Annotated in this window: 8 protein-coding genes; all 8 read left to right on the top strand. The window is 73.2% G+C overall.

What is annotated here, in order from left to right; genetic code table 11:
- Positions 1 to 275 precede the first annotated feature (275 nt).
- Positions 276 to 458 carry a lysine biosynthesis protein LysW gene (locus tag ACZ5TL_RS39000; RefSeq protein WP_409060165.1) on the top strand — a complete coding sequence of 61 codons (183 nt, stop codon included), beginning with the start codon at positions 276 to 278 and terminating at the stop codon, positions 456 to 458.
- Between the two features lie 87 nt (positions 459 to 545).
- Positions 546 to 1,574, top strand: coding sequence for an N-acetyl-gamma-glutamyl-phosphate reductase (argC, locus tag ACZ5TL_RS39005; protein WP_468595522.1), 1,029 nt, complete (start codon positions 546 to 548; stop codon positions 1,572 to 1,574).
- 46 nt (positions 1,575 to 1,620) lie between these two features.
- Entirely contained in the window at positions 1,621 to 2,478 is an 858-nt protein-coding gene (locus ACZ5TL_RS39010) for a [LysW]-aminoadipate kinase (protein ID WP_468595523.1), read from the top strand.
- The gene (locus ACZ5TL_RS39015) at positions 2,471 to 6,565 is read left to right on the top strand and encodes a non-ribosomal peptide synthetase (protein WP_468595524.1); all 4,095 of its coding nucleotides are present in this window, start codon (positions 2,471 to 2,473) and stop codon (positions 6,563 to 6,565) included. Before ACZ5TL_RS39010 ends, ACZ5TL_RS39015 begins: the two co-directional genes overlap by 8 nt.
- Entirely contained in the window at positions 6,562 to 7,743 is a 1,182-nt protein-coding gene (locus ACZ5TL_RS39020) for an acyl-CoA dehydrogenase family protein (protein ID WP_468595525.1), read from the top strand. Before ACZ5TL_RS39015 ends, ACZ5TL_RS39020 begins: the two co-directional genes overlap by 4 nt.
- 62 nt (positions 7,744 to 7,805) lie before the next feature.
- Positions 7,806 to 8,891: an acyl-CoA dehydrogenase family protein gene (locus ACZ5TL_RS39025; protein ID WP_468595526.1), complete on the top strand. Its 1,086-nt coding sequence runs from the start codon at positions 7,806 to 7,808 to the stop codon at positions 8,889 to 8,891.
- A 61-nt stretch (positions 8,892 to 8,952) separates the two neighbouring features.
- Positions 8,953 to 10,317, top strand: a complete 1,365-nt coding sequence (locus tag ACZ5TL_RS39030; protein ID WP_468595527.1) for a M20/M25/M40 family metallo-hydrolase — start codon at positions 8,953 to 8,955, stop codon at positions 10,315 to 10,317.
- Positions 10,318 to 10,421: 104 nt separating this feature from the next.
- Positions 10,422 to 12,447, top strand: a 2,026-nt coding sequence (locus ACZ5TL_RS39035) for an AMP-binding protein (protein WP_468595528.1), incomplete at its 3' end; no start/stop codon positions are given.

Consider the following 12,447-nt stretch of genomic DNA (forward strand, 5'->3'; position numbering starts at 1 on the left):
GAAACAGGAAGGCCTCTTCGTCGTGCTCGGCCCCAGACGTGAACTCGGCCTCAGACATGGCGGTTTCAGCCCTCCGGATGTGTGGTTGCGGGATTGGTTCGAGCCCGCAACCGAGGCTCGCAGCGCGGCGCGGCGCGCGGCAGTCGGGAGGAACCCTGACGGGGTGCGGCCGGCGGCTGTAGGGGATTCCCCCGACTGTGCGGCGGGGCCGCGGACCGTGACGCTCGTGACGGGCCGGGAGACCACCCGGCCGGACCGAGACGAGGAGGAACGGGATGACCACCGCGACCGCGGTCAGTACCTGCCCGGAGTGTGAGAACGGCGTTGCCGTGCCGGAGGGGGTGCGCCCGAGCGAGATCGTCGAGTGCGGCGACTGCCTGAGCGAACTGGAAGTGATCACCGCAGAGCCGCTGCTGCTCGCCCTCGCCCCCGAGGTCGAGGAGGACTGGGGCGAGTAGGGCGGCCGCCGCCGGGTCCCCGGACATCCGTCCGGGGAGCCCCCTCATCCCCAGCCCCGTCACCTCTGTTCGGACCTGGAGGTCCTCGTGATCCGTGCCGGCGTCTACGGCGCGTCAGGCTACATCGGTGGAGAGCTGCTCCGGCTGCTGCTCGGCCACCCCGAAGTCGACATCGTCAGTGCGGTGTCGAGCAGGCTGGCCGGACGCAGGGTGGACACGGCCCACCCCAATCTGCGCGGCAGTACCGATCTGCTCTTCTGCGCGGCGGAGGATGTCGCCGACTGCGACGTGATCTTCACGGCGGTCTCGCCCGCGGTGGCGAGCGACCTCGTCCCCGAAGCGGCCGCGAAGGCGCGGGTCGTCATCGACCTCAGCGGCGGGTTCCGGCTGCGCGACCCGCAGGCGCACGCCCGCTACTACGGTGAGCACCCGCGGCCCGAGCTGCTCCAGGAATTCGTCACCGGCTGGCCGGAGCGCTACCGCAAGGAGCTGACCACCGCCGACCGCATCGCCATGCCGGGCTGCATGGCCAACGCAGCGACCCTCGCCCTCCACCCGCTGGCCGCCGAGGGCCTGATCCGCCAGGACGTCAGCATCGACGGCCGGGTCGGGTCGAGCGGGTCGGGAGTGAGCGCCGACGCGATGAACCTGCACGCCGAACGCAGCGGCGCCATGCGGGTGTTCAAGCCGCAGCGCCACCGGCACGAGGCCGAGGTGGCCCAGGCCACCGGCCTCACCGCGCGGATGAGCGCGACCGGCGTCGAGGCGGTACGCGGCGTGCAGGTGCTGATCCGTGTCACGGCCGCCGAGGGCGTCACCCTCGGCGAGCGCGAACTGCGCAAGCTGTACCGCGCGTACTACGCCGACGAACCGTTCATCCGGATCGTCACCCACAAGCGCGGCCTGTACCGGCTGCCCGAGCCGAAGATCCTCAACGGCTCCAACTTCTGCGACATCGGCTTCTCCACCGACCCGGAGGACGGCGCCGCGGTGCTCATCGCGGCGCTCGACAACCTCGTCAAGGGCGGTGCGGGCAACGCCGTACAGACCATGAACATCCGCTTCGGCCGGCCGGAGACCCTCGGTCTCGGGTTCACCGGCCTGCACCCGGTGTAGCCACCGGCGACAACCGGTGGGAGCCGGAGAGAAGGGGACAAGGGCAGTGGCAGACGGACTGACCGTCGTGAAGTGCGGAGGGGCCGCCGGAGTGGACCCGGCCCGGGTGTGCGCCGACGTGGCCGCGCTGGTCAAGTCGGGCGAGCGGGTCGTGCTGGTGCACGGCGGCTCGGCCGAGCTGGAGCAGCTCGCGGCCCGGCTCGGGGTGGAGCAGCGCACCATCGTCGCGCGCAGCGGTGTCACCTCGCGCTACACCGACAAGGCGACGCTGGAGGTGCTGACGCTGGCCCTGGCCGGCCAGGTCAAGCCGGCCCTGCTCGTCGAGCTCGCCGGGCACGGGATCGCGGCGGTGGGACTGACCGGCCTGGACGCCGGCCTGCTGCGAGCCCGCCGCAAGACCGCGATCCGGGCCCGGGTGGACGGCCGCACCGTACTGGTGCGCGACGACCACAGCGGGCGGATCGCCGAGGTCGAACCGGCACCCCTGAAGGTGCTGCTCGACGCGGGCATCACCCCGGTCGTCTCGCCGCCGGCGCTCGCCGAGGACGGCCGGCCGGTGAACGTGAACGCGGACCGCGCCGCCACCGCAGTGGCGGTGGCGCTGGGCGCGACCCGGCTGGTGTTCCTGACCGCGGCCCCCGGCGTGCTCGCCGATCCCCGTGACGCGTCCAGCCGCCTGGCGCGCTGCGAGCTGCCCGCCGAAGGCACTCCGCCGGGCGCGGAGGGCGGGATGGCGGTCAAGCTCATCGCCGCACGCGAGGCGCTGGTCGGCGGGGTGCCGGAGGTGCTGATCGCCGACGGCCGTGCGGACGGTCCCGTGCGGCGCGCGCTCGCGGGTGAATCGACGGCCGTCGTCCTGGCGGCCGAGGCAGTGGCAAGCAGCGGGGGAGCCGACGATGAGTGAGCTCAAGCGGGTGCCGCGCAGGGCGACCAGGGCACCCGGCGGGCGCCCCGGCGGTGCCCGCGAGGCGCTCCAGCGGCTCCAGGAGAGCCGTCGTACCGAACAGCGCATCGAGCCCGCCGACCGCGACCGCAGCCTGCCGCTGGCCGCCGCCCAGCAGCGGCTGTGGTTCCTCGACCGGTGGAACCCCGGCTCCGCCGCGTACAACGCGCCGCTCGCGCTGCGCCTGGCCGGCCCCGTCGACGAGGCGGTGCTCGGCCGTGCGCTCAGCGCCGTGGTGGCGCGGCACGAGATCCTGCGCACCCGCTACGAGAGCGTGGACGGCCTTCCCCACCAGATCGTCGAGGAGCCGTCACCGGTACCACTCGACGTCACCGACCTGCGTGAACTCCCCGTCGACGAGCGAGAGAAGAAGGTCACCGAGCTCATCGCCGACGGCGCGGCCCTGCCGTTCGACCTGACGCGCGGCCCGGTGCTGCGGGCGAGCCTGTTCCGGCTCGCCGACGAGGAGCACGTACTGCTGCTCGCCATTCACCACATCGCCACCGACGGCTGGTCCACGGCGATCGTGACGCGCGAGGTGATGGCGTGCTACGCGGCGGAGGCGGCCGGGCTGCCCGATCCGCTGCCGCCGCTGCCCGTGCAGTTCGCCGACTACGCGGTGTGGCAGCGCCGCAAGCTAGCCGATGCGTCCTTCGGTGACCGTCTCGCCTACTGGACCGAGCGGCTCGACGGCCTGCCGGTGCTCGGCTTCCCCACCGACCGCCCCCGGCCCAAGGAGCCGACCGGTGCCGGATCGGTGCGCGAGAGCCGGCTGCCCGCGAGCCTTCAGCGCGCCATGGTCGAGCTGGCCCGCACCGAGCGCGTCACCGTGCTTACCGTGGCCCTCGCCGCCTTCCAGACCCTGCTCGCCCGCTACACCGGCCAGGACGACATCGTGATCGGCTCGGTCGTCAACGGCCGTACGCAGCCGGAGACCGAGCCACTGGTCGGTTTCTTCGCCAACACCCTGGTCCTGCGCACCGACACCTCGGGCGACCCCACGTTCCGTGATCTCCTCGCCCGCACGAACGAGACCGTCGTGGGCGGTCTGATGCACCAGGACGTGCCGTTCGGCAAGGTCGTCGACGCGCTGAAGACCGAACGCGAGGCGGGGCGCAACCCGCTGTTCCAGATCTCGTTCACGCTGCAGAACGCGAGCGCGGACGGCGAGGAGTTCGGCGGTCTTCGCATCGAGCAGGTGCCGCTGATCGTCGGGACCTCCCGCTTCGACCTGGCCTTCCAGCTCACCGAGGTGCCCGGCGACGGCTACCACGTGTGGATCGAGTACTCCACCGAGCTCTTCGACGCCGACCGCATCGACCGGCTCATCGTCCACTACGGCCGCGTCCTGGAGGCCGTCGTCGCCGACCCCTCGGCCCGCATCGGCCGCGTCGAGCTCCTGTCGGCCGCCGAACACGCCGAGCTCGTCACCGGCGAGAACCGCACGGACACGGCGTACGACACGGCCGGCCTCGCCCTGCACCAGCTGTTCGAGCGGCAGGCGGACCTGCACCCGGGGCAGCCCGCGGTCCGCTTCCGCGGCGACGGTCTCACCTACCGTGAACTCGACGTGCGCGCCAACGAGCTGGCGCACCATCTGCGGACGCTGGGAGTAGGCCCCGAGAGCCGCGTCGGCATCCTGATGGAGCGCGGCCCGGAGCTGCCCGTCACCCAGCTCGCCGTCCTCAAGGCCGGCGCCGCCTACGTGCCGCTCGACCCGGTGCACCCCACCAACCGGCTCGGCTACATGCTGGACCGGGCGGGCTGCTCGCTGGTGGTCACCGAGGGCGCGCTCGCCGACGCCCTGCCCGAGGGCCCGGTACGCCTCGACTGGCGGGACCCGGAGTTCCGCGCGGCCCTGGAACGTGCCCCGAAGAGCAGGCCGGACGTCACGGTCGACCCGCGCAACCTGGCCTACGTCATCTTCACGTCGGGCTCCACCGGCCGGCCCAAGGGCGTGCTGATCGAGCACCGCAGCGCAGTCAACTTCACCAGTTCGTCGGTGGAGATGTTCCGCCTCGGCACCGACGACCGGATGCTCCAGTTCGCCAACCCCGCCTTCGACGTCTCCGTCTTCGAGATCTACGGCGCCTTCGCCTCCGGGGCCACCCTCGTCATGGCGCCGCGCGGCACCCTCCTGGACCCGGCGTCCCTGACCGCGCTGCTGCGTGAGGAGCGGATCACCACCGCGGACATCCCGCCCTCCCTCCTCGCCGTCCTGGACCCGGCTCAACTACCCGAGTTCCGCAAGCTGTTCGTGGGACTCGAACCCTTCCCCGGCGATCTCGTCGACCGCTGGCGCGACGGCGGGCACCGGGACTTCCACAACGGCTACGGCCCGACCGAGACCACGGTCGCCTCCGTGGACCACCTGTGCGGCCCCCAGCTCGGCTCGGCGAGCCCGCCCATCGGCCGCCCCCTCGCCAACCAGTACGCCTACGTGCTCGACCCGTTCGGGCAGCCCGTGCCCCGCGGAGTGGCCGGCGAACTGTGGATCGGCGGACTCGGCCTGAGCCGGGGCTACGCGGGCTCGCCCGGCGCCACCGCCGAACGGTTCCTGCCCGACCCATTCGCCGCGCCCGGCAGCCGCATGTACCGCACCGGCGACCTGGCGCTGCGCCGCGGCGACGGAGACCTGGAGTTCTCCGGCCGCGTCGACACCCAGGTCAAGATCCGCGGACTGCGCATCGAAACCAGCGAGATCGAGCAGGTGCTCTCCCGGCACGCCGAGGTGCGGCAGGCCGCCGTGGTGGTGCTCGACGGAGCGGGCGGCCCGCAACTCGTCGCGTACGTGGTGCCCGAGGGCGCTGCCCGCCCGCAGCCCGCCGCGCTCCGTGCCCACCTCGCCGACGACCTGCCCCCGTACATGCTGCCCGGCGCGTTCGTCACCCTGGACGCGCTGCCGCTCACCCCGAACGGCAAGCTCGACCGGAGCGCCCTGCCCGCGCCCGAGGAACGCGCCCGCAAGGACCGCGAGGCCCCGGCGACCGCCACCGAGCGCGCCGTCGCCGGAATCTGGTCCGGGCTGCTGCCCGGCAAGGACTTCGCCCGCGACGACAACTTCTTCATGGTGGGCGGCAATTCGCTCCAGGCCACCCAGCTCCTCGCCCGTATCGAGGAGGTCCTGGGGGCCGAGGTCCAGCTGCGGCAGCTGTTCACCCACGCGACGGTCGAGCAGCTGGCCGCCCTGATCGACAGCGCCCGGCCCGCGGCGACCGGTCCCGCGAACGCTCCCGTGGTGCTCGCACCCGGCGGCGCACGGCCCGTCTTCTACTGCATCCACCCGAGCGGCGGCTCCGTCGCCCCCTACGTCCCGCTCGCCGCCTCGCTCCACCCGGAGCAGCCGCTGCACGCCCTGGAGGCACCCCACTCCCTCGACGGGAGCGACCCGGTCGCGGCCCTGGCCACCGCACACGCCGCCACGATCCGGGCAGCCCAGCCGCACGGCCCCTACCACCTGGGCGGCTGGTCCACGGGCGGCGCCGTCGCCTTCGAGACCGCGCGCCGGCTGCGCGCCGACGGCGCGGAGGTCGCCGTGGTCGCCCTGATCGACACCGATGTGCCGCCCGAGCTCGCCGAACCGCCGAGCACCGCGCACGCGATCGGTCTGTACGCCGCCGACCTCGCCGGGCTGCGCGGCCTGGGCGCCGACGCCGCGCCCGCCCTGGACGACATCGCCGCTCTCGACCACGAGGAGCAGATCGCCGTGGCCGTACGCAGGATCACCGCATCCCCGCTCGCTCCCGACGCCGACGAGGCCCAACTCGCCGACCGCATGGCGACGTTCGTCGCGACCGTACGCGCCGGAGCCGTCTGGCGGCCGAGAACCGTCGACGTACCGCTGGCGCTGCTCACCTCCGAGGCCCCCGAGGCCGAGGAGCGGGCCCGCTACTGGGCCGAGCGCACCACCGGCGGCTTCGCCCACCACGAGGCGCCCGGCGACCACTACGCCATGATGGTGCCCCCGCACGTGGGCACGGTCGCCGACCTGATCCAGGCAGTCCTTGACCGCGCGGGCAGCGCGGCCGGCGGGGAGGCGCGGGCATGAAGAGCGACCGCCCCGACCCGCTGGACACCTGGCTCACCCCCGAGCAGCTTGCCTTCCGCCGGAACGTACGGGACTTCTTCGCCGAGGAGCAGGTCCGCAAGGCCATCGACGCCCTCCAGGATCACGCCCCCCGCGAGGAGAGCGGACTGCTCGAGGTCTACCGGCAGCTCGGCGAGCACGGCTGGCTCGCCGCGGCCTGGCCCGAACGGTACGGCGGGCTCGGTCTCGGCCCCGTCGAGGCGGGGATCGTCCTGGAGGAGATGGTCCTGCACGGGGTGCCCGAGGACCAGCACGTCCTGAGCATCGACACCGTGGGCCAGTTCCTCCTCGACGTCGGCACGCCCGAGCAGCGCGACCGGCACCTGCCGCGCCTGGCCCGGGGCGAGGAGATCGCCACCGTCTTGTTCACCGAACCGCACTGCGGCTCGGACCTCGCCGCCCTGCGCACCACCGCGGTGCCGGACGGCGACGGATGGCGGTTGTCCGGCCGCAAGATCTTCAACCAGAAGTCGCAGTTCGCCGAGTGGGCGCTGTGCGCGGCCCGCACCGGCGAGGGACCCGTGAAGTACCACGGCATCACCCTGTTCCTGCTGCCGCTCCGCTCGCCCGGCGTGGTGATCAACCCGGTGTGGAGCATGGGCGACGAACGGTTCAACGAGGTCGTCGTCGAGGACGTCCGGCTCACCGCCGCACACGTCGTGGGCCGGGTCGACGAGGGCTGGCAGCCCATCAACGACATGCTCCTCCTGGAGCGCACCGGCATGGACTTCCAGGCCAAGCTGCGGCGCTGGCTCGACGCGGTCGTCGGCGACGCCCGCCGCACCGGCCGGCTCACCGACCCGGCCTACGCGCAGCGCCTCGCCGAGCTCGACGCCAGACTCACGGCAGGCCGCGCGCTGGCCTGGAACATGGTCCGTGCCCGGCAGTCCGGCACACCCGACCCGGTGGCATCGGCCGCGTCCAAGTGGTTCGTCACTCAGCAGTCCGACGCCGTGGTCAGGCTCGGGGCCGAGGTCATGGGCCTAGACGGCCTGCTGACCACCTGGGACGGCGAAGCCCCCGACCTGGGCCGTCTGGAGGCGGTGTACCGGCAGAGCCCGGCGCACACCCTCGCCTCCGGCACCTCCGAGGTGATGCTCCAGATCATCGCCGCCCAGGGCCTCGAACTCTTCTCCTGACGTCCGCCGCACGCACATCGGTGGGGCCCGCCCCACCGTTTCGACCCGAGAGGACCCCACCCATGACGTCCGTAGCGGCCCTGCCCGCCGACCTCGCGGAACTCCTCGGCGGTGAACTGGCCCCCACCGTACGGCGGATGGGGGAGCGCCCCGTCGGGGGCGGCCCGGTGGCCGCCGAGCAGGCCGGGGCCCGCGCCGCCGTGTGGGAGACGCTCACCGAGGCGGGCGTGTTCGACACGGCCGCCGACGGCACCGAGAGCCATGAACACCTTGTGCAGCTGGGCGAGTTGATGGGCCGCTCGCTGTACCGGGGCCCCTACCAGGACACGGCGGCCGCCGCCGAACTCATCAACGCGCTCGGTACGGACGAGCACTCCGGCCTCCTGGACGCGCTGGCCGACGGAGACGCAGCCGTCGCCATCGCCCCGCGCGCCGAAGGCACCGACGATCCGGCGGCCCCCGCCCCGCTCACGCTCGGCGACGGCCCCGACGGTCCCTGGATCTCCGGGCGACGCCGCTTCGTGCCTTTCGCGGACGCCGCCGACTGGCTCCTCGTCGTGGGCGTCCTGCCGCACGGCACTGCCCTCGCGCTGGTACGGGCCGACGACCCCGGAGCCACCCTGCGCCGCCAGGACGACATCAGCCGCGGCGACCTGCACACCGTCACTCTCGACCGCGTCCCGCTGTTCGGCGGCCGGCTGCTCGGCGACCCGGCGGACGCCACGGCCGCCTGGGCGCGCGCCCTGCGGTCCCTGCGCGTACGGCAGGCGGCCGCCCTCGTCGGTCAGGCGCGGGGCGCGCTCGCGCTCGGCGTGGAACGCGCCAAGAACCGGACGCAGTTCGACCAGCCGCTCGCCCGTCACCAGAGCGTCGCGTTCACCCTCTCTGCGCTCGCGGCCCGCGCCATCGCCGTACGCGCCCTCGTCGAACAGGCGGCCCGCACCGACGACGAACTCACCGTCCTCCAGGCCCTCGCGCTCGCCGGTGAACTCGCCCGCGACGCCGCCGCCCAGTGCCTGCACGTACACGGCGCCCACGGCATGAGCGAGGACGCCGACATCCAGCTCTACTTCCGCCGCGCGGCGCTCGACGCGCTGCTGTGGGGCAGCCCCGCCCAGCTGTGGGCGCGCGCCGCCACCCTCCTGTGAGCCCGCGCCCCGTACCGCCGCCCCCGTACCCCACTTCCGCGCACCACGAAAGGAACGACCCATGTCCGCACGGACCGCCGCCGTCGACCCGATCCCGATCCTGCGCGACCTGATCCGCTTCCGCAGCGTCAACCCGCCCGGCGACGAGCGCGCCTGCGCCGAGTACATCGCGGGCCTGCTCGCCGACGCGGGCATCGAGTCGCGGATGCTCGGCCCCGACCCCGAGCGGCCCAACCTCGTCGCCCGCATCCCCGGCCGGGGCGAGGCGCCCCCGCTGCTGCTGCACGGGCACTCCGACGTCGTGCCCACCGACGGGCAGGAGTGGACGCACCCGCCGTTCGACGCGCTGCTCATCGACGGCGAGGTGTGGGGGCGCGGCGCCATCGACATGAAGGGCGGCCTCGCCATGATGCTGTCCGCGCTGCTCACCCTGCACGCCCGCGGCGAGACACCCGCAGGTGACGTGCTCCTAGCGGTCGTCTCCGACGAGGAGAACGGCAGCCGGGTCGGCGCCGGCTGGCTGGCCACCCATCACCCCGAGCTGTTCGAGGGCATCCCGTACTGCATCGGGGAGGACGGTGGCGCGGTCCTCACCGTCGACCCCGGCCGGCGCTTCCATCCGGTGGGCGTCGCCGAGAAGCGGGCCTGCTGGCTGCGGCTCACCCTGCGCGGGCGCGGCGGACACGCCTCCCGCCAGGGCTGGCCGAACCTCGCCGTGCACCAGCTCACCGATGTCCTGACCGCCCTGCGTGACGGCCGCCTGCCGGTGCACATCACGCCCGCGCTCGACCGGATGCTCCAAGAGCTCGGCACGGTCGTCGGCGGCGAACTCGCGGCGGAGCTTGTGGCGTTGCGCAAGGGCGAGCGCGCCACCGTGCCGTACGACCTTTTGGCCACGGCGGACGCCGTCTACCTGGACTCCACGATCCGGCACACCGTGAACGCCACGATCATCCGTACCCCCGAGAAGATCAACATGATCCCGGCCGAGATCACCGTCGACCTCGACGGCCGCATCCTGCCCGGAGACTTCACCGTCGAGGACTACGTCGCCGAACTGCGCGCCCTGGTCAACGAGTTCAGCGCGAGCGGCACCCTCGGGGACGAGCTGGAGATCGAGCTGCTGCTCGAAGGATCGCGCAACTCCAAGAACGAGCCCGAACTCGGCTCGTTCTACGAGCGGTTGACGGACATCCTGCGCGCCGCCGACCCGGAGGGCCTGCCGATCCCGATGATCACCCCGGCCTCCACCGACGCCCGGCTCTTCGCCAACCTCGGCATGGACTGCTACGGCTGGCTCCCCATGCTCCTGCCGGCCGGCTCCCGCTACCAGGAGAACATGCACGACGCCGACGAGCGCGTCCCCGCCGACGCCGTGCGCTTCGGGGCCGACTGCCTCTACGAGCTGCTGCTCGACCACCCCTGAGCCCTACCACCCCTGAGCCCTACCACCCCTGAGCCCGGCCACCGCTGAACGTACCGCCGCACCCGCCCGGCCCCGCCCACCCGTCCGCACACCGGAGGAAACCCATGTCGTTCCGCCCCGTCGACCTCGTAGGGATGCTGCGTGCCCGAGCCGCCGCCACGCCCGAGGCCACCGCGTACATCCTGCTCGAAGAGGACGGCTCGGAGCGCAGGCTCACCTACGGCGAGCTCGACGTCCGGGCCCGGGCGACCGCGGCCGCCATGCAGCAGTCGGGCGCCGCCGGAGGCCGGGCGCTGCTGCTCTACCCGCCCGGCGAGGAGTACGTCGTCGGCTTCTTCGGCTGCCTGTACTCCGGCACCGCCGCCGTGCCCGTCTACCCCCCGTCCGGCAAGCGCGGCCTCGACCGGCTCATGGACATCGTGACCGACGCCGAGGCCACCGTCGCCCTCACCGACGACTCCACCCTCCAGCTGGTCACCGCCATGGGCGACGCGCTCGGCGACCTCGGCAAGCTCGCCTGGACCGCCACCGACACCGTCGCCCGTGACGCCGCCCCGTCGTGGGCCGAGGCCGCGCCCGGCGGCGAGGCCCTCGCCTTCCTCCAGTACACCTCCGGCTCCACCGGCTCGCCCAAGGGCGTCATGCTGCGGCACGGCAACCTCATCGAGAACTCCCGCACCATCGCCCGTGCCAACGGCTCCACCCCGGACAGCGTCGGCGTCAGCTGGCTGCCGCCCTACCACGACATGGGGCTGATCGGCGGCATCCTCCAGCCGCTCTACAGCGGCTTCCCCTGCGTCCTGATGGCGCCCATGACCTTCCTGCGCAGCCCCTTCCGCTGGCTCGACGCGATCAGCCGGCACGGCGGCACGATGAGCGCCGCCCCCGACTTCGCGTACGCCGAGTGCGTGCGCCGCGTCACCGAGGAGGAGCTGGCCGGACTCGATCTCAGCACCTGGGAACACGCCATGGTCGGCGCCGAACCGGTGCGCCGCCGCACCCTCGACGACTTCGCCGACGTCTTCGGCCCCGCAGGCTTCCGCCGTTCCTCCTTCCACCCCTGCTACGGACTGGCCGAAGCCACCCTCTTCGTCACGGGCGGGAAGCCCCGCAGCGAGCCCCTGGCACTGACCCTCACGGACGAGGGCCCTCGACCCTTCGCCCCGGAAAACCAGTTGGGCACCACGCTCATCGGGTGCGGCGACATCCAGGGCGAGGACCGCATCCTCGTCGTCGACACCGAGACGCTGCTCCCGGCCGCCGACGACGCCGTCGGCGAGGTCTGGGTCACCGGCGGATCCGTCGCCCAGGGCTACTGGCGCCGCCCGGAACTCACCGAGCAGACCTTCGCCGCCGAACTCGCCGAACCCGACGGGCACAGCTATCTGCGCACCGGTGACCTCGCCTTCCGTCACCAGGGCGAACTGTTCATCACCGGCCGCATCAAGGACCTGATCGTGGTCCGTGGCCGCAACCACTACCCACAGGACATCGAGTACACCGCCGAGCTCAGCCATGAACTCCTGGTCCCCAACCGGGGCGCCGCCTTCGGACTCGACGACGGCACCGACGAGCGCGTCGTCCTGCTGCACGAGGTGAGCCGCGCCTTCCGCGACGAAGACGCCGACGCGGTGCTCGCCGCGATCCGTACCGCCGTCACCGAGGAGCACGGACTCGCCCTGCACGACATCGTGCTGGTGCGGATGGGCGCTCTGCCGCGCACCTCCAGCGGCAAGATCCGCCGCCGCGAGAGCCGCGAGCGCTACGGCGCCGACAGCTTCGCCGCGCTGGCGAGCAGCGGCGGCGCCACCGCCCCGGCCGCCGAGGACAGCGCCGCCGAGCTGTTCGCCGCCGACCCTGCGGCCACCGCCGTGCTGGCCCGTGTCGGTGAGGTCCTGGACCTCCTCCCCGACCGTGTCTCCGCCACGCTGCCCCTGATCGCCCAGGGCCTCGACTCGCTCCGAGCCGTCCGGCTCCGCGCGCTCCTGGAGACGGACCAGGGCGCGGACGTCCCGTTGGCGGTGCTGCTCGGTGATACGACGGTGGGGCAACTGGCCACTGTGGTAGCGGAGTCGAAGGACCGCGGAGAGCTCGTTACCCTCGTCCGCAGGGACGGCTCGGCGCCGGTCG

This window comes from Streptomyces sp. NPDC033136 (assembly GCF_055578235.1).

What these genes read in the sequence shown, in the direction of transcription:
- ACZ5TL_RS39030 (WP_468595527.1), top strand. Translation starts at nt 8,953, where the DNA reads ATGTCCGCACGGACCGCCGCCGTCGACCCGATCCCGATCCTGCGCGAC.
- ACZ5TL_RS39015 (WP_468595524.1), top strand. Translation starts at nt 2,471, where the DNA reads ATGAGTGAGCTCAAGCGGGTGCCGCGCAGGGCGACCAGGGCACCCGGC.
- ACZ5TL_RS39000 (WP_409060165.1), top strand. Translation starts at nt 276, where the DNA reads ATGACCACCGCGACCGCGGTCAGTACCTGCCCGGAGTGTGAGAACGGC.
- ACZ5TL_RS39025 (WP_468595526.1), top strand. Translation starts at nt 7,806, where the DNA reads ATGACGTCCGTAGCGGCCCTGCCCGCCGACCTCGCGGAACTCCTCGGC.
- ACZ5TL_RS39020 (WP_468595525.1), top strand. Translation starts at nt 6,562, where the DNA reads ATGAAGAGCGACCGCCCCGACCCGCTGGACACCTGGCTCACCCCCGAG.